General features: G+C 29.6%; 16 protein-coding genes and 4 pseudogenes. 13 read left to right on the top strand and 7 right to left on the bottom strand.

Annotation, left to right across the window (positions count from 1 at the left end):
* Window positions 1-36 precede the first annotated feature (36 nt).
* Window positions 37-345: pseudogene (locus BN2920_RS21095) on the top strand (copper homeostasis protein CutC); the annotation flags it as partial.
* 5 nt (window positions 346-350) lie between these two features.
* A pseudogene (locus BN2920_RS14985) lies at window positions 351-827 on the top strand (Crp/Fnr family transcriptional regulator); the annotation flags it as partial.
* Between the two features lie 367 nt (window positions 828-1,194).
* Here the strand turns inward: BN2920_RS14985 and BN2920_RS14980 are convergent.
* Window positions 1,195-2,478, bottom strand: a complete 1,284-nt coding sequence (locus tag BN2920_RS14980; protein ID WP_141443116.1) for a Na+/H+ antiporter NhaC family protein — start codon at window positions 2,476-2,478, stop codon at window positions 1,195-1,197.
* A gap of 264 nt (window positions 2,479-2,742) precedes the next feature.
* Here BN2920_RS14980 and BN2920_RS14975 point away from each other — a divergent pair.
* Both BN2920_RS14975 and BN2920_RS22635 read left to right on the top strand, forming a co-directional pair.
* Window positions 2,743-3,252: pseudogene (locus BN2920_RS14975) on the top strand (purine-nucleoside phosphorylase); the annotation flags it as partial.
* Between the two features lie 4 nt (window positions 3,253-3,256).
* Window positions 3,257-3,505 (top strand): annotated as a pseudogene (locus BN2920_RS22635) (diguanylate cyclase); the annotation flags it as partial.
* Window positions 3,506-3,664: 159 nt separating this feature from the next.
* Here BN2920_RS22635 and BN2920_RS14970 read toward each other — a convergent pair.
* Together BN2920_RS14970 and BN2920_RS14965 are read right to left on the bottom strand one after the other, a co-directional pair.
* Complete coding sequence (locus BN2920_RS14970) at window positions 3,665-4,630, bottom strand: D-2-hydroxyacid dehydrogenase (RefSeq protein ID WP_058295789.1); 966 nt, start codon at window positions 4,628-4,630, stop codon at window positions 3,665-3,667.
* Window positions 4,631-4,821: 191 nt separating this feature from the next.
* Entirely contained in the window at window positions 4,822-5,400 is a 579-nt protein-coding gene (locus tag BN2920_RS14965; protein ID WP_058295788.1) for a sigma-70 family RNA polymerase sigma factor, read from the bottom strand.
* A 659-nt stretch (window positions 5,401-6,059) separates the two neighbouring features.
* On the opposite strand from BN2920_RS14965, the gene BN2920_RS14960 reads away from it, so the two are divergent.
* From BN2920_RS14960 to BN2920_RS14920, 9 genes are all read left to right on the top strand, one after another.
* Entirely contained in the window at window positions 6,060-6,638 is a 579-nt protein-coding gene (locus BN2920_RS14960; protein WP_058295787.1) for a DUF3885 domain-containing protein, read from the top strand.
* A 27-nt stretch (window positions 6,639-6,665) separates the two neighbouring features.
* The gene (locus BN2920_RS14955; RefSeq protein ID WP_058295786.1) at window positions 6,666-6,902 is read left to right on the top strand and encodes a hypothetical protein; all 237 of its coding nucleotides are present in this window, start codon (window positions 6,666-6,668) and stop codon (window positions 6,900-6,902) included.
* Between the two features lie 510 nt (window positions 6,903-7,412).
* Complete coding sequence (gene ltrA / locus BN2920_RS14950; protein ID WP_058295785.1) at window positions 7,413-8,708, top strand: group II intron reverse transcriptase/maturase; 1,296 nt, start codon at window positions 7,413-7,415, stop codon at window positions 8,706-8,708.
* 104 nt (window positions 8,709-8,812) lie between these two features.
* Window positions 8,813-9,160: a TIGR04076 family protein gene (locus BN2920_RS14945; protein WP_058295784.1), complete on the top strand. Its 348-nt coding sequence runs from the start codon at window positions 8,813-8,815 to the stop codon at window positions 9,158-9,160.
* A gap of 173 nt (window positions 9,161-9,333) precedes the next feature.
* Window positions 9,334-10,149: a histidinol-phosphatase HisJ family protein gene (locus BN2920_RS14940; RefSeq protein ID WP_338132749.1), complete on the top strand. Its 816-nt coding sequence runs from the start codon at window positions 9,334-9,336 to the stop codon at window positions 10,147-10,149.
* Window positions 10,150-10,882: 733 nt separating this feature from the next.
* Window positions 10,883-11,845 (top strand): helix-turn-helix transcriptional regulator, encoded by a 963-nt coding sequence (locus BN2920_RS14935; RefSeq protein WP_058295782.1) that lies wholly within the window; start codon window positions 10,883-10,885, stop codon window positions 11,843-11,845.
* 100 nt (window positions 11,846-11,945) lie between these two features.
* On the top strand, window positions 11,946-12,572 hold the full coding sequence (locus tag BN2920_RS14930; RefSeq protein WP_058295781.1) for a type 1 glutamine amidotransferase family protein: 627 nt from the start codon (window positions 11,946-11,948) through the stop codon (window positions 12,570-12,572).
* A gap of 1,660 nt (window positions 12,573-14,232) precedes the next feature.
* A complete protein-coding gene (locus BN2920_RS14925) occupies window positions 14,233-14,454 on the top strand; it encodes a DUF3990 domain-containing protein (protein WP_058295780.1) in 222 nt (73 codons plus the stop codon).
* Window positions 14,447-14,893: a hypothetical protein gene (locus tag BN2920_RS14920; protein ID WP_058295779.1), complete on the top strand. Its 447-nt coding sequence runs from the start codon at window positions 14,447-14,449 to the stop codon at window positions 14,891-14,893. The genes BN2920_RS14925 and BN2920_RS14920 overlap by 8 nt, the downstream gene beginning before the upstream one ends.
* Before the next feature lie 91 nt (window positions 14,894-14,984).
* Here the strand turns inward: BN2920_RS14920 and BN2920_RS21840 are convergent, their stop codons facing one another.
* From BN2920_RS21840 to BN2920_RS14910, 4 genes are all read right to left on the bottom strand, one after another.
* Window positions 14,985-15,152, bottom strand: a complete 168-nt coding sequence (locus BN2920_RS21840) for a hypothetical protein (protein ID WP_172437816.1) — start codon at window positions 15,150-15,152, stop codon at window positions 14,985-14,987.
* A 78-nt stretch (window positions 15,153-15,230) separates the two neighbouring features.
* Entirely contained in the window at window positions 15,231-17,195 is a 1,965-nt protein-coding gene (ltrA, locus tag BN2920_RS14915) for a group II intron reverse transcriptase/maturase (protein WP_479680402.1), read from the bottom strand.
* A 69-nt stretch (window positions 17,196-17,264) separates the two neighbouring features.
* A complete protein-coding gene (locus BN2920_RS21835) occupies window positions 17,265-17,420 on the bottom strand; it encodes a hypothetical protein (RefSeq protein WP_172437929.1) in 156 nt (51 codons plus the stop codon).
* A 522-nt stretch (window positions 17,421-17,942) separates the two neighbouring features.
* Complete coding sequence (locus BN2920_RS14910) at window positions 17,943-18,407, bottom strand: hypothetical protein (RefSeq protein WP_058295778.1); 465 nt, start codon at window positions 18,405-18,407, stop codon at window positions 17,943-17,945.

The following is an 18,407-nucleotide window of genomic DNA, read 5'->3' as shown; positions in this document are numbered from 1 at the left end:
AAGACACACTAAAATAATTATCTTGGAGGGAATAATATGACTATATTTGAAGCTTGTGTTGGAAATTATAATGAGGCTGTCTTAGCTGCTGAAAAAGGTGCAAATAGAATAGAGCTTTGTGACAACTTAATGGAGGATGGAACTACTCCAAGTTATGGAACAATTAAAAAGACAGTAGAAAAATTAGATATACCAGTAATGGTTATAATAAGACCTCGTTGAGGAAACTTTACTTATACTAAAGAAGAACTTGAAATAATGAAATATGATGTACAGTTATGCAAGGATTTAGGAGCTCATGGAGTAGTAATTGGAGCTATTAAAGATGCTAAGCTAGATAAAGAAATTATATGACTTTAAAGTTTTATAAAGATTTTAATACAATAGGAGATTTAGAACTTTTAAAAGGTATACCTATACTTTGTAATATTGATGCAGTAGAAGATACTTTTTTGATAGCAATACTTTCTACTATACTTAGAAAAAAGCATTTTGATAATGTAAAACTTTTACACCATTTGGTAGATTCTTTGAGTGAAAAACTTTATGGAACTATTAATAATAGCTCATATAATTTTGTATATCCACTTATCAATAGGGTAGCTAGTTATTTAGTTGAACATCTTACAGACAAAAATTATATAATTTTGAATTCATCATATTTAGACATTGCCCAATTCTTAGGTACAACATATAGACATTTGAATAGAACTCTTAAAGAAATGGAATCAAAATCAATTATAAAATGTGGTGATAAAAAAATATATATATTAGATATAAACAAACTTAGAGAATTATCTAAGAATATTTATGTAAAGTCACTTTAGAATATAATTAAAAATAATTTTATGTAAAATGACCTTCCTCTTGCGTTGTTGAAAGATTTGCTCCAATATGCGAGCCATAAAGAATTGGTGCAAGGGTTGAAGAATTGATTTAAAGCTAATTTATAAAATTACTTTGATTGCACAGCCTAAGAAGTTGGACATATAATATTTTTTAAAAGAAGAAGTTGTTTTAGAATTTATATTTTTGATAATGGATATATTTGTTTAAACAAATATATCCATTATCCTTATTTATAATATTTATTCTTTTATGAATCAATATTTTCATTAGTATGAATAGAAACATAAACTTTTGCAAAAAATTATTATGTTTAATTTGTTAATTGAAAAAATTAGACTATTAATTTTATTTTCTCTTTCTAAACAAAATAAATAATATTGCACTAATGCCCATTAAAAGGGGATATGGCAGATATCTCATAATTGCAATTGGTGTCAAGCTAGATAAAGTAGCAGCTGATAACAATTGTGCCCCATATGGAATTATACCCTGTCCTAAGGAGGCAAATATATCTAGAAGAGATGCTGCACGAGTTGGCGATACTTCAAATTCATCGCTGAGTTCTTTTGCAATTGGCCCTGCCATTACAATTGCCACTGTATTATTAGCTGTGCATAAATCTAACAATAATACTAAAATAGATATACCAAACTCTGCACCACGTTTTCCACGGATTCTCTTTTTTACAACATGTAAGATATAATTTACTCCTCCATATTCTTTTACAATTGCTACAATTGCTGCCACAATAATAGATATAATAGTAATATCATACATTCCAGTTATTCCATCTCCTAGAGATACAAACATATTTGAAAAGTTCATTGCTCCAGTTGATAATCCAACAATCAATGATAAGATAGTACCACTAATGAGTACTACAAATACATTAATCCCTATTAATGCACCAATTAGCACAAGAAAATAAGGCATTACCTTAATAAAGCTATAATCTAAACTTCCAAAATTTTGTGATGTTTCATTTCCAGCAATTACAAAAAAACATATTGCTGTTATAATAGCTGCTGGCAAAACAATAATAAAGTTCTCCTTAAACTTATCTTTCATTTCACATCCTTGTGTACGTACTGCTGCAATTGTTGTATCTGAAATCATTGATAGATTATCTCCAAACATTGCTCCGCATACTACTGCTCCAATACAAATTGGTAATGGAATTCCAGTCTTTTCACTAATCCCAACTCCAATTGGTGCCATGGCTGCAATTGTTCCCATGGAAGTTCCCATAGATACTGAAATAAAACATCCAATTATAAATAAACCAACTACTGCAATATTTGAAGGCATAATACTAAGTCCTAAATTTACAGTACTTTCTACTCCACCTGCAGCCTTTACTGCACCAGAAAAGGCTCCAGATGCTAAAAAGATTAGACACATTGTTACAATGTTTTCATCTCCAATGCTTCGTGAAATAACCTTCATATTTTTATTAAATCCATGTTTTTGATGTTGTAGAAAAGCTACTAATAATGCAATTAAAAATGCTACAATAGCAGGCATTGTATAAAAATCCTTACTTAAAAAACCTACTCCTAAAAAAATAACTAAAAACACTCCAATTGGCAATAATGCCCATGGATTTTGTCTTTCATTTATATTTTCCATGATTATCCTCCGTATTTTAATTTCTGCTTTCATAAACAAAGCTAACAATTTTCAAGGATATCACATTATAAGAACAATCACAAGTTATTTTGTAGTTTCTATAATTTAAGTTCGATTTATGTCGATAGAGTAGATTGAGCAGACATAAAAAGTTAAACAACATTATAATTAAAGCATGTATGAATAAACATAATTTTAGAAATTGATTATAATATACTAAAGGAAGAGGGGCTATAAAAGATTATATAACGTGGAGGAAAAAGTATGTATGATAAAATAATGGAATCAGTTGAATTTATTAAATCAAAGGTAAATAGAAAGCCTAAAATAGCTGTAATATTAGGTTCTGGATTAGGTGATTTAGTTAATGTAGTAGAAGATAAAGAAGATATTTCATATGAAAGTATTCCGAATTTTCCAGTGTCTACAGTTAAAGGCCATGAAGGAAAATTAGTATTTGGAAGAATAAATGATGTAGAAGTATTATTAATGCAAGGAAGATTTCATTATTATGAAGGATATACAATGAAATAAGTAACATATCCTGTTTATGTTATGAAGCAATTAGGAATAGAAAAAATAATTGTAACAAACGCATGTGGTGGTATAAATACAAGTTTTGAACCAGGAACATTAATGTTAATTAAAGATTTTATAAACTTATTTGGAGATAATCCTTTAATTGGAGTTAATGATGAAAGACTTGGAACAAGATTCCCAGATATGTCAGAACCATATAAATTAGAACTTATAGATAAGGCAAAAGAAATAGCAAAATATAAATAAAGAAGTATTAAAAGATTTTCATGATGAACTTTTAAATAGATATATAGAATTATTTAATGAAGATAAAAATGCAATATTTAGAATGAAAGAATTATGGGAGTACATGATTCACATATTTTCAGATAATAAAAAGTATGATAAAAAAATAAAGAAATCACAAAAGTTAAGTGATTATAACGAAGCAGTTTTAAGCTTATTTATGGAACAGGAAATCATAGAAGGGGCAGGATTATTTACCTAATGAAGTGTTAAAATTAAAAATATAAATATAAAAGCCATAGAGAACGTATTTCCCTATGGTTTAATTTCTAGAATTTAAAAAATCTTTCTTTGAATGAGCATGGCGCAGCCATTTTTTTAATGTTAATATATTTAGTTTATGTTATATGATTCTAGCAAATTATTTTTTTGCATATCCAGTTGAAAAATCTACAATATTCATTAATTTTTCATCATTTAATAAATTGTTCAGATTATGTATACTTATTTCTAAAATGGTTTCTAGTGTCTCTTTTATATGATATCCACCAGAAATATGAGGCGTAATTATTATATTATCTATATCCCATATTCTATGATTTTTAGGAAGTGGTTCAGGATCTGTTACATCTAATCCGGCACCCAAAAGATGACCGCATTTTACTGCATCGCATAAGGCTTCAGTGTCTAAAACATTACCTCTTCCTACATTTAAAAGTACAGAATTTTTTTTCATTAAATCAAGTTTTTCTTTTGAAAACATTTTATATGTTTCATTTGTATTTGGAAGACTAAGTGCTACAACATCAGCTTCAGGTAATAGCTCATCAATTTTATCCATCAAATATAATTCATCAATAAAATCAGGCTTATTTAAATTTGATCTTCTTACGCCTATTGTATGAGCACCAAATGCTTTTACTCTTTTAGCAAATTCTTCTCCAATGTTCCCAAGGCCTATTATTAAAACCTTAGAGCTATAGATTGATCTAACCATTCCTTCATCACGCCATATATGATTTTTTTGATTATCTCTATATATGTTTAACTTTTTAAATATGGTTAAAAGAACTGCTATCATATGCTCAGAAATAGCAAGTCCATATGCACCAGTTGCATTAGTTAAAATTACATTTTCACTTAATACTCCATCTTTTATATAACTATCTGTACCAGCACTATTTAGTTGAAGCCATTTTAATTTATGTGCATCTTTTAGAAGATGTGGAGGTGAATTACCTATTATTACATCTATATCTTGCACTAAATTACTAGTGATATCACTGGAATTTTTGTAAATAAAATTTATTTTATCAAATTTATTTTCAAGTTTATTTTTTTGAGCATCATCTAAAGGTAATAGAACAAGTACATTATCTATATTCATATAAAATCACTCCTTATTAAAATTAATTTACTAATATTATAATACCATATTGGTGCTAGCATAGTTTTATGGACACATTTTGAAAATAAATTATAATTGAAATAAGAGAAGGGGCCCAATATTGACCAAGGTCCATATTGCTTTAGGAGTGTAGTAACTATTAAAATGTAAGTATATATAGGCTTATATATCTATATGCGATTAAAATTATTCAGATAAATAAGAAGCTTTTTTAAAGCAGAATTTTTAATGGTAATGATATCATAGTAAGGTATATTAGTAAGTTTTGAATACTCTGTTAGAGTTTTTCTTCTAAAATAAACAGCAGTAATAAGGAATTTTTCTTTGGAATTTAATTTATTAATAGCTAAAAACAGATTTTCATAATCAGATTCTTCACAAAGAGCTTCCTCTATAGTTTGAGTATTAGAACTTAGAACATATTCTAGATTACTACATAAAGTAAGAGCTTCATTACCTTCAGCAGAACTTCTGTTTTTACTCTTTTCAATTAGTGCATTGATACTATTCTTTATACCATTTACAGCATAGGCAACAAATCTATGATATGAAGGTTCATATAAAGCGATACATTTAAAAAGAATACTGTAACATTCACTTTGAATATCTTCAATATCATATCCATGTATAAAAGTTTTTTTAGAAATGCTTATTATAAAAGGGCGAAATTCAAGGGAAAGAAGTTCTTTTGAATATTTATCACCAGCTTTAGATCTTACAGCTAGATTTTCAATGTATAGATAATCCATAAAGGTCTCCTTAAAACAGATATATTTATAGCAAAGTGTAATAGCTATATATAGTATATATGGTTTAAAAAAGTGTTTTAAGGTTTTTGCTCTAGTTTTACAAATAATTACATAAGATACAATGGAGGTACTGAGTTTAGTGGATAAAAACCGAAATTCAATATATGATATACTCGATTGCGTAAATATTTCAGATAAAAATTCTAATGAAAGAGGTTGTGACCAAAATAGTTTGATCCAACAACAAGTGTTGGACAAACAATTTTGGAACAACCTCTTTCAAAGAATTTAAAAGCCAAAATATTTAATGTAGTAATCAAATATAGTGATCTTTAAAAATTGAATAATTAAAACAAAATATCTAAAACAGTAATGGCATTACGTTTTTTCTTGAAAGAATTAGAACCATAAAATTCAATTTAGAAAATATAAAGAGCAGCTTTGGGGAAAGCTACTCTTTATACTAATTCTATATTTAATAAGGGATAATAATGAAAAACTTTTAAATCACTTTATGATTATATTATATATGTGTAATATGGCAATTTTGTGTCCAAATATAAAATGTTTAAATAAAGAATTTTTATGGTAAAAAAATTAAAAGATGATAGAATGTAAATAAAGGAAAAAAGTGGTGAATATCAATGGGAGGAATATATATGGTGAATACAATATCAGATATTTTAAATGATTTTAAGATATATCCTATCATATGGAAAAATAACAAATATACACTTTGTTTAAATTTATCAAAGGATATTGATTATGAGAAAACAAGTGATCCAATATATATAGATACAGTAAATAAACGGTGTATTGAAACTTTTAAAGAAATATTTGATGATAAAGATGAAATTATGTTTATTGCTAATACCTACAGCGATGATTTTGTATATGACTTTGTAAAAATTAAAAGTTATATAAGGAATAAAAATGCATTAAAAACTTTAAATTTAATTAGTAAAAATATAGAAATTGAAAATGAAGTTATAGAAATAAAGCATTATTATCTAAAGTGTAAAGTAAATGATTTAAGTTATAACAAACTTATCAGGCACTTAACAGAACAGGATTTAGGAAAAAATTATAAAGGATTAGCAGATTATTATATTGTTAAATTAAATGAAAAAATAGTGTTCAGATACTGCTTAGATGAATATATAGATATTGTTTTTGATAATGCTGATAATATGAATGAATATAAAAGTAGATTTTTAAATTATTATGAAGAACAATAAAAACTCAAAATTTCAGGAGAAATAAAGATGGAGATTATAGGAATATTAACAATTATAGTATTACTTATATATGAAATATGTTGGAGACCAATAGCTTGCAATAAAAAGATAACAGCACATATTTGTAGTATTGGGGGAGAAGTAGGAACCATAGAAAGGCTAAGTATTAGAGAGGATCTATACAATGTTTATTACAGTATAAGTGGACAAGAACATCATTCAGTTGTTAAGTTTAGTTTGTTTTATGAGGCTGAATGGAAATAGTTTTAATGCTAAAAGATAAATTGTAATTGTGCGCCCAGCTAAGGGTAATTAACCTAGCAGGTGGAAATCCTGTTTGAATAAGGTCTAGCCAACCAGCAATAGCGAGTCTTGAGTTGTCATCAGTAATGGTGGGAGCTAAGCGTAGACAGCGAGAAAGTAGGGTTGAAATGCTATTGAGCCTCGAAATTTTATTAATCTAGATGGCCGACGTATTAATTACTGCGGAAGGCAACATCACATAGGTCAAGATGGCAAGAACTATGTGGCACTACGGGGTCAAAGGGCCAATCATGCTTTACACTATGGTTAATTATCAACTGGGGAGAGCCTGTCGTTTCTTTATAATAAGTATGACAAACAACAATAAAACGGAGAATGTCAAACGAACGACAGGCAGTCGGATAGTCTCATAGTACTGCTGAGACTGGGTAATGCCAGTGGAGGGAAGGGGACTACATAATAACAATCTTTCTGAGGACACATTATCTGTACTCAGGGACAGGAGAAATAATGGGAACAAAATTAGAAAGAATAGCAGAAATATCAGCAAATACTAGAAAGCCAGAATTTACTTCGCTATATCATCATATTAATGATGATATGCTTAGACAGTGCCACAAAGAGCTAGATGGAAACAAGGCAGTTGGCATTGATAGATTAACAAAAGCAAAGTATGGAGCAAATCTAGAAGAAAATATATCTAACTTAGTAAAACAGTTAAAGAACAAGTCATATAAGCCGTTACCATCATTAAGAGTATTTATATCGAAAGGTAATGGTAAAATGCGACCATTAGGAATTGCGTCCTATGAAGATAAGATTGTACAACTTGCAATAAAGAAGATACTGGAAGCAATATATGAACCAAAATTCTTGGAAAATATGCATGGTTTCAGACCGAGACGTAGTTGTCATGATGCTATAAAGGAAGTTTATAACAGAATGTATAGTGGAAAAATAAATTACATTGTTGATGCGGATATCAAAGGTTTCTTTGACCACTTGAATCATGAATGGATAATGAAATTCTTGGGAGTATACATAAAAGACCCAAATCTGCTATGGTTGATTAAGAAATACTTGAAAGCGGGAGTAATAACTGATGGTGTATTTGATGAAAGTACAGACGGCTCTGCTCAAGGGAATATCATAAGCCCAATAATAGCAAATATTTATATGCATAACGTTTTGATGTTGTGGTATAAGTTTATTATTACAAAAGAAACAAAGGGTGATAGTTTTCTGACAGTTTATGCAGATGATTTTATAGCAGGATTTCAATACAAATGGGAAGCTGAGAAATACTATGACGAACTCAAGAAAAGAATGGGGAAATTCAACTTAGAGCTGGAGGATAGCAAAAGCAGATTACTGGAGTTCGGTAAATTTGCAGAAAGTAACCGGAAAGCGAGGGGAGAAGGTAAACCTGAAACATTTGATTTCTTAGGATTTACGTTTTATTGTGGGAAAAGTCGCAGAGGGTATCCATGTGTAATGTTACAAACAAGTAGGAAGAAATTTAAACAAAAGCTGAAAGACACTAAAAAGTGGCTTTACGAGAATAGAACTATGCCAGTTAAGGAAATGATAAAATCATTAAATCTCAAATTGATTGGGCATTATAGGTACTATGGTACCTCCTTTAATGGTAAGAGGATAACAAATTTTCTACATAGAGTACAGCAATTTCTATGCAAGACACTGAATAGGCAAAGTGATATGAAAAGCTATAACTGGGATGGTTATACAGAAATGCTGAAATACTATCCTTTAGCGAAGCCAAAGATATATTTTAAATTATTTTAACTGTGAATGTTATTATGAGGAGCCGTATGCGGGAAAGCCGCACGTACGGATTCTGTGAGGGGCTTACATTGTGAGGTGTTAGTCTACTCGACTGGAGGGTAATTATGAAAAAATGGTATGATGAGGAATATGAATTTGAGATTGAGGTAATAGGATTTCTTCGCGGTGATCACACAGAGCGGTATTGCCGAAACGGCGAGGAAGTCGGAGATAAGTATACCTGCACCTATGGCTGTCCTGTAAATACAGAAGGACAGGGGATTTGCTCCAAAGTAATGATGATTATGTTTCCAATCATGGAGGCTGTCAGAAGTGGCGGAGATTTAGAGAGCATCGGCGGCAATGGAAAATATAGCAAGGATATTGTATGTCCAGATGGTTGCGTTATTTTCAGGTTGACGGCAAAGAAACTTGGAAATGAGAATTTTTATAAGGGGAAGTTTTTCGATTGATTTTGGTTTTTATTGTGTTCAGTTTGAAGATAAGTTGAAATGGATAAATTTCAATTTGTAGACTATTAGATAGTTTTAAATATTACATACTATTCAAAATAGTACAAGAATAATATGGCATAGAAAGTATATGTAAATAAGAAAAGATGGAGATTATGTTTTGTGATTACCATTTGCATACAAATTTTAGTGATGATTCTGAATATATAATGGAAAACGTTGTGAAAGATGCAATAGAAATGGGAATGAATGAAATTTGTTTTACTGATCATGTAGGTTATGGTGTTAAGTTAGATTGGGATCAACTAGATAATATTAAGTACGATGGAGACAGGCCTATTGCTAATGTAAATTATCTTTTATATTTTAAAGAAATTGCACGATTAAAAGAAAAATACAGGAATCAAATAATTATTAAACAAGGAATGGAATTTGGTATACAAATGCATACAATTAATCAATATAAATCACTATTTAATAGATATGATTTTGATTTTGTTATTCTTTCTATTCATCAAGTAAATAACAGAGAATTTTGGACTTATGAATTCCAAAAAGGAAGCAGTGAGCCAGAATATTATAATGATTATTATAAAGAATTATATGATATAGTAAGAAATTATCATAACTATAGTGTTATTGGACATATGGATATGCTTAAGCGTTATGATAATAAAGATGGTTATGATGCATTTCAAGAACATAAAGATATTATTACAGAGATATTAAAATATATAATTGAAGATGGGAAAGGCATAGAATTAAATACTTCATCAATCAGATATAAGCTTGATGACCTCATGCCTTCACGGGACATTTTAAAACTTTACTATGAATTAGGTGGTAAAATCATCACAATAGGAAGTGATTCTCATAAAAAAGAAGATTTAGGAGCGCATATAAAAACATTAAAAGAAAATTTAAGAGAAATTGGATTTAAAAAAATTTGTACATTTGAAAAAATGAAACCCATTTATCATGAATTATAAATATGCTTAGATAATATGCTTAGATAATATTCTTAGATAATATTCTTAAAATATAAATAGCTTTTAATATCACATTATTCAAAACAATAAATGAATTTTGTGATATTTTTATTGGGAAATATTTAGCTAGAATGAAGGAATTATAAAATGAGAAAAGCAATAAAATTTCATGGAAAGGTATATTTATAAACATTAGATTTTACAATTATTAAAAGAAAGATATTTATAAATTTAAGTTTTTGTATTCAAATGTATTAAAAATTAAAAGAACTAAATAACTAATGTATTCTTATTTTTAAGAATATGAATTCTTACGAATTTGCTTATTTATTGGGGCTTAAGGGGAACTTTATAATATAATTAACATAAGAACAGCATATTAAAATAATAAAAACATCCTTAATATGAATTTTAAAATAATGTATACTATATGAAAAAATATAAGAGGTATTGACGTACTGATTAATAAAAACTTGTTCTTTGAAATTTGAACAATATGATATTTAAAATACATGTTATAATTGATTTATAATAGTAATTTATGACGACTTAACTATAGTTAGTATTAGTTTATATATTATGAAGAAAAAGAACTGTCCCCATTGATTCACTTTAACAAACAAAGGTGTCAAAGATACTAACTTAAATATGAGAAAAATATGTCTTGGCAATGAGGTGCATTACATTTATTTATAAATGATACTATTAAAAATTTAGGGAAGTGGGGCGCATTATGTCAAAAAATGATAATATGCTAGCAATTTTATGGATGCTGAATTCAGGTACAAAAATAACTGCAAAGCAAATATCCGAAAGGTTAGAAATAAACATAAGGTCAGTTTATCGTTATATGGATGCATTGTGTGTTAGTGGAGTTCCAATAATATCGGAGCCTGGTCATAACGGCGGATATAGTTTGCTTAACAATTTTATCCGAACACCCCTGTTTTTTGACCTTGAAGAGAAAAAATCACTTTTACATGCTGCCATTTTTGCAATGGAAGCAGGATATCCTTTTATGGAAGCACTAAATAGTGCAACATCAAAGTTAAAGATGTTCTCGAATCAAGAACAAGAAAAAGTTCTTAATCGTCATTTAGTCGGATTTGAAGTAGTGAGTCGTATTTGCGATCCAGCTGTCAAACCTATATTAAAGGAGATTGAGCAAGCTGTTGCTAATGAATGCTCTATGGAAATTGAATACTGTGCAGGTTATGAAGGGCATCCCCAGCATAGGGTTGTTGACCCCTATGGGATGCTTTACTGGAACAATAAATGGTATGCTATTGCATTTTGCCATCTTAGGAATGAAATTCGTAGTTTTAGGGTAGATAGAATAGTAAATATTATAAGCACTAAAAATTCGTTTAAGCGTCCTGAAGGTTTTTCGGCACGTGAGTTTTTTACAAAAAACTTATTATCGAATGTGGAAAGCAAAGTAGGACTTTGCACTTTAGTAATTGAGGGCAAATCAGAAGCATTGAATGACCTTTGTGCACATTGGTTTTTAGGATATCATCTGATAGAACGAACTGAATGCAGAGCTAATTTTTTAATGGATGAAGACTCAATCCATACCTATGTTCCTCATATTCTACTTCAATATGGTAAATCAATAAAGGTGCTTGAACCAAATAGTTTTAAAGATGCTATGGCAGCAATTCTTAGAGATTTGATGGCCCATTATCTTCACTGACTGAATTTGTCAGTGAAGACAATATATAATAGATCGAGAAGGAGTTTGAGACCATCCTGTAACAAATAGCAACAATAAAATGAATGTGGAGGAATAGAAAATGAAGAATACAGTATATCTTTATGTATTTGATACAATGGCAGACTGGGAAATAGGTTATTTAATCACTGAAATCAATTCGGGAAGGTACTACAAAAAGGGATTAATGCCGCTAAAAGTAGTAACTGTAGGAATTACCAAGACCCCTATTACTACAATGGGAGGTCTGAAAATATTGCCAGAAATTGAACTTAAGGAGTGTAGTGTTAAAGATGCTGCTGCTTTGATTCTACCTGGGGGGAATACATGGACAGAAGCAATTCATGCTCCCATTATAAGAATGGCTGAAAAGTATTTAGAGAAAGGTATTGTTGTAGGGGCAATTTGTGGTGCTACAATAGGACTTGCTATGGGGGGAGTACTGGATCAACGAGATCATACAAGCAATGACCTGGGGTATCTTAAAATGGTCTGTCCAAACTATGATGGAGAGATGCATTATAAGCAGGAATGTGTAGTAACTGATGGAAGTTTGATTACTGCTTCTGGAATAGCTCCTCTTGAATTTGCTTTGCATATATTGAAAATTCTAGATGTATTCTTACCGCAAACCCTAGATTCCTGGTACAATCTTTATAAAACCCAAGAGTCAAAATATTTCTTTGAGTTGATGAACTCAATTCAATAAAATGGCTTAAAGTGGGTAAGATAGCTACTTTTCACCACCTTTTACTTTAGCGTGGGTTTTGTCGGCAATGTCGGCGACACCCCTCCAAGGAATCAAGAGTATCTCATTGTTTATGATTATAATACTCCGATAATCAGCTATGGTGCCGAAGGAAGAATCCATTAATCTTTGGAACTGCTTGGAGGAGAAGATGCAATGACTAAAGTTAATAAGTATAATTATTAGTACGCATTCTTCATAAATCATGAATCATCAGCTAGCTCAAAATTGGACTACCTGTTTTATTATGAGCATAGCAATAAATTTGCTAACAAAGCCTAATAATTAAATCTATACCTTATGAAATAAAAAAATATAAAATCATGGTGGGTGGGCAATAGCTCCTTCTGTAGTCCTGTATATGAAAAATTTACTTTTCAGTACAAAGTGGGAAATGTAAATTTTTATATATTAAAGGGCTAAGAAGGAGCGACTGGACATCTAAGCCTTTCAGTAATCCTTATTAGCTAATATTTTCGTTTTGGGTGCAATTCGAAAGGAAATAAATATTATGCTAAAGGATTGCGAAAGGCGAATTTGTAATGAAATCTTTACCTCTTCAAAATTTCAAATCAAATAAAATAGGGTGGGCATGACATCTATAACTAAACTTCACGAAGTGAATGTTTTAAAATGATGCACATAAAATAAAAGCATTTAACTTACATGAAATTAATAGATTAAAATTAAATTTAAAAGTTATAACATGTGCCCCATCGGGTACCAAAACATAGGACTAGATTAATCCTAGATAGTCCTTGGGGAATTAAAGGCTTGAGCTTGCCGAAAGACTTTAAGGCACTTAGGAATATCAGGTAATATCCTGTACTATTTTGGGTGATGGATTAGGCACCAGAGGAAATAATAGTAATTGATAAATATAGGAGTGTAGTATATATAGTAGTTATAAATTAACTATTAAAAATAATATGATATTAATAAAAGTAAAGGATGAAAGTGTTAACTATAACTATAACTATAACTATAACTATAACTATAGAAATTATATTAGAGGTAACATTAATAACTTAAAGGTATGTATAAATCAGATTAAAAGAGAATAAGGTGGCGTAGCCACAAAAGAGCACTTAGTGCTCTTTCATATAACAAACTGAATTGGACAAAAGATTGTCCAATTCTTCCTTAGGAGCGAAGTGACGTTATTTGATTACAAAAGATGGACTTAATAAATCGACTTTTAAATCATAGATTATTGCTGAAATAGAGAGAGATTTATTTTGTCCATCTTAACTCCTTTTGATGAGAGGAATATTAGCATCAAATTCTAAAAGAATTAGAGTTGGTTTAGAAATTGCTAATATGTTTAATGAGCTTCTTTCTTTTGAATAGCTAACATTTGTAGATGATTCAGAATATATATTACAACTACCTAAAATTAAGACGTAAATGATTGTATGTAAGGTTGTTGATATAAACTGCATTAGAATATCGTAAAAGACAGTTAATTATGTTTTAAATAGATATAAAGTATTAATTTATGGTAAAATTAATTATTGAAAGCACATAATTAAACTTTTAAAAAGGTTAACCCTTATAAATATGATATTAAATTTAAGTGGATTTATATAACTAAAAAATTATATACAGAGGTGGATGTTTTATGTTATATCATGCTTCGGGTGAGATTGTTGAATTTCCAGAGATAAGAAAAAGTAAGTATACTAAAGATTTTTCATGGGGATTCTATTGCACAAATAATTTTGAGCAAGCTAAAAAATGTGCGAAAAGAAATAGGGAGTATCCTACTCATCAAATAAGTTTTCATACTTTAAAAGCTCTTGATTGTCTTACTTTTGAAAGAGGTGAAATTATTAATGAATGATATTGAAAAAAACAATTTATTTTACGTTTGTTCACTTATTGAATTTATAGGTAGAAAGACTAAAAATAAAAGATCATCTATTGTAGAGTTGTTAGGCAAGAAAGAATTAGATAGGCAATTAGACCTTGCAGAAGTTAATCATTGCCTCTCATATGAACAAGTTTCAGATGAGATAATAGAATATTTTAATATTCCAGTAGGTGATTTTGATTCTGTGGGATTATGTAAATATAATGTTCCAAGTGTTCAAGCAATAGGTAAAGTATATCAGAGATTAATAATAGACGTAATTTCAGAAGAAGATAGTATAGCAGATAGTTTATTTAAAGTATTTAAGTCATTTATAAGTGATGAAATATCTGATTTTAACTCTTCTGTGTACTATAGTAATCCAGAGTATTTAAAGTATTCTTATTTGGAAGGAAAACTCTTGGATTAATAGATTATATGATGAGAGAAACACTAACTAAATTTAAAAGAATATAAGCAAAAGGCAATAAACATTAGGTTTGAATGTTTATTGCCTTTCTTCATGCAACCTTATTAGAATCATCACTATCAATAACAACTCCAAGTTTTGTTGATATTATGGTATTTAGCCTATTAATCGAAGCTGAGAGGGCAGTCATTTGTTTCTCTAAGCGAATAAGTAATAATGATAGGTAAACCTTTGAAGCAATCTCCGGTTTTTCCCCCATTCCACACCGTGCGTGAGACTTTCACCTCACACGGCGTTCCATCAATTTAAAAGTAAAGTTTGTTATAACGCAGAATTCTTATAAAATACTAATTGTTTCGAGTTTAGCCTTTTTTCTTAGAATATTTATTTTATTTATCATTGGTTTAGTTATGTTTAATAGATCCATATATTCATTAATTGTTTTATCTTCTGTTGCATGTATTAGAGAATGTACATCATTTTTGACAAGTATAAGATTTTTATAAGTGTCATCTCCGCCAAGCTCTTTAGGAAGTTTATGATGGCAGATGAATTCACCTGGTATTAGTACATCTCCAGTAATAGCACATTTGCCACATTGTGCACAGTATAAAGAAATTATATTATCAGAAAGTTCAACATTTTCATTAGTTGTTTCTTCTACTATAAGTTGATGAATAATGCTTATATCAACTTTTAAAGAATTGTGTATTTCTTTCCGTCCCATAGGAGTGTAGTCATTAATTATTTTCTTTTTATATTTGGGAATTGCATTCCGTATATATCCTATAGGTGTAAGGGGATATCCATCAACAAAGCGTATTTGAGCACTATGTCCATATTTTTCCTTAAGATACCCTGTTTTTATTGAACCCTTCTTTTGAAGTCTTTTCTTTAGCCTGTTTTCAAGTATTTTTTTGATTTGAAACTGTATTTTACCAAAATCGTTGCTAATGAGTGTGGCGTATTGATAATAGTTATGAACACCCCATACATATGAGTTGTACAGATTTATATTGTTTCTTGATTGAATATTATTTTTACATCTTTGCATATCTTTTATTTTATTTCTTAGAGTATCTGCAATGTTTTTGGCAGCTTTATCTGAAATATGCGATTTAACGATATACTTATTCCGTCTTTTGATTGCTTTAATCTTAAAGCCAAGGAATTCTGAGTATTTTGTCTTTAGATTAACTATTTTAGATTTTTCTTTACTTATTTTCAATGATAGTCTTTTAATCAACCATTTTTCGGTAGCAATAAATATTCGTCGAGCATCATTATAATTCCTACAGAAAATTTTAAAATCATCTGCGTATCTTACAATGTAAATTTCTTTAAGCTTAGTCCTTCGTAGTGCTCTAAATTTAGAAGAATTACAACTATAATTTGTTTGGGATTTCATATTTTCCCATTGATTAGTTATCCACCAATCTAATTCATTAAGAACAATATTACTAAGTAGAGGACTTAAGATGCCACCTTGAGGCGTTCCTTTAGAAGGAAATACAATACTTTTATTTGCCATTATTATTGGAGCTTTTAACATTTTTGTTATAATGCATAAAAGCTTTTTATCTTGTATTCCTAGTGTCCATAATTGCCGACGCAATTTTTTGTGATTTACATTATCAAAGAAACCTTCAATATCAATGTCAACTGCATAGTGTAGATTATAACATTGTATCATTCTATAACATTGAGAGATAGCATGTTCTGCAGACCTGTTAGGTCTGAAACCGTTGCTTCTTTCATGGAATTTTGCTTCACAAATTGGTTCAAGAATCTGCAGTATACATTGTTGTACAACTCTATCCATTATGCAAGGTATACCTAGTGGTCTTGTTTTGCCATTAGGTTTAGGAATATCAACACGTTTAACTGGTTTGGGATTGTAGTTTGTAAGTTTTTTACGTACTATATTAATTATGCTTTCTGTAGATAGTTTTGCTACATCTTCTATGTTTCTTTTATCTACACCTGGTGTTTTACTTCCAGGATTCTTTTTTATATTCCTATAGGCAAGCATAATATTCTGTTTTGATAATATAAGTGGCATGAGTTTAGTAAAAACTTCACCATCTGTACTTTTAGCATAAAGATTATCAAGTATATTTGTCATATTATAATATTCTGAGTTTCTTAGTTTTTGTTTCTTTCTTATTTTATGAGAATCCAATATAGTTAATATCTCCTTTCTGAGACCTTCTTTAATCATACTCGAATCTACATTGATTGCGTTAACAAACTTTTGTTTTATAAATTGACTTGAGGCTATCCCTCCACAGCTTATTATCACTGTTTCATAGGTACTATGCCTCTACTCTCACTACAATAAAGATACTTATAGTTCTTCGATATCACCGCTTCATCGGCTGATAAACGCCTCTGCGTTTGTAGCTTTCCACGTTCCAATATTTATCCCTGTACATATATCTTTAGGTGCTTTCTTTAAGCCTGTGTACTTGATAGTGCCTGTAACACTATATGGAAGTTCATACTTACCAATTTTACTAATCCACATACACGGTATATTAATACCATATGTATTTCTACATATTCAGCGTCTAGACTTGTACAATCGAAAGTTTGTCTGCAAAATTAATTGCTATTCTCACCATAGATATTTTATAGGCATCCGACCTATGGGCTACACCACCCACCTCTGGGCAGATTTCGTTAGTTGGGTATAATCCACAATTCTTTTCGGTAGCTTTCAGCCGACTTCACCGAGCTTTTAACAACTTATTTTTTATCCAATAAATTGCTAATCGGAGTATTAACGAGAGCATTTCAGGATGTTACTCCATCATTCTACTCATGAAAAATATTAGTTCTATTAAAACTAAAGGTTTTAATGTCTAAGCTTTTCACTTAGAAACGTGTCACACAATATGCACTAATTGCTACTGGAAAGCCTACGTTGCCTATCAAGCTCATTAATTCATTAATCTCCATAAAATAATCACCTCCTACATTGGATATATGGTTTTAATGAATGATTGACAGTAGATGATTAAAGAATAGATTAATTTATTTTTAGAGTTTATTGTATACCATCACCATTAACTATATGGTCATAGTAATGAGCTATAGCTATATCTACAATTGTACTAACGTAAGTATTTAATTCAGGATGAATACTTTTAAGTTCATTTATTTTTCTAACAGTAGAAGCTCTTAACATATAAGTTCTTTTAACAGCAAGAAATTCACCATCAATAGGTGGAGCACATCCATTTACTATGGGAGTTCTTCTATTATCATTAAATAAATTATTTTTAATGTTATTATCATTATTCTTAAAGTTATTTTTAACTTCTGGAGTAGCAATGTTAGTATTAGCTATTATAGGAGCTGCATTAACTTCATATGAAGAATTATCATTAAAAGAAAAAGTAGCAATACAAGTACCAGGAATTTTTTCATCAGAACTAAATCCACATATATCAAGATCCTCTTCAGGAGCGAAATCATTTTTAGGTAATTTAGTATTTCTTTTATTGGCCAT

It is taken from the genome of Clostridium neonatale (genome assembly GCF_001458595.1).
GTDB lineage: Bacteria > Bacillota > Clostridia > Clostridiales > Clostridiaceae > Clostridium > Clostridium neonatale.
Note: the sequence above shows the minus strand (reverse complement) of the source record. Positions and strands in the feature narration are given on the sequence as shown.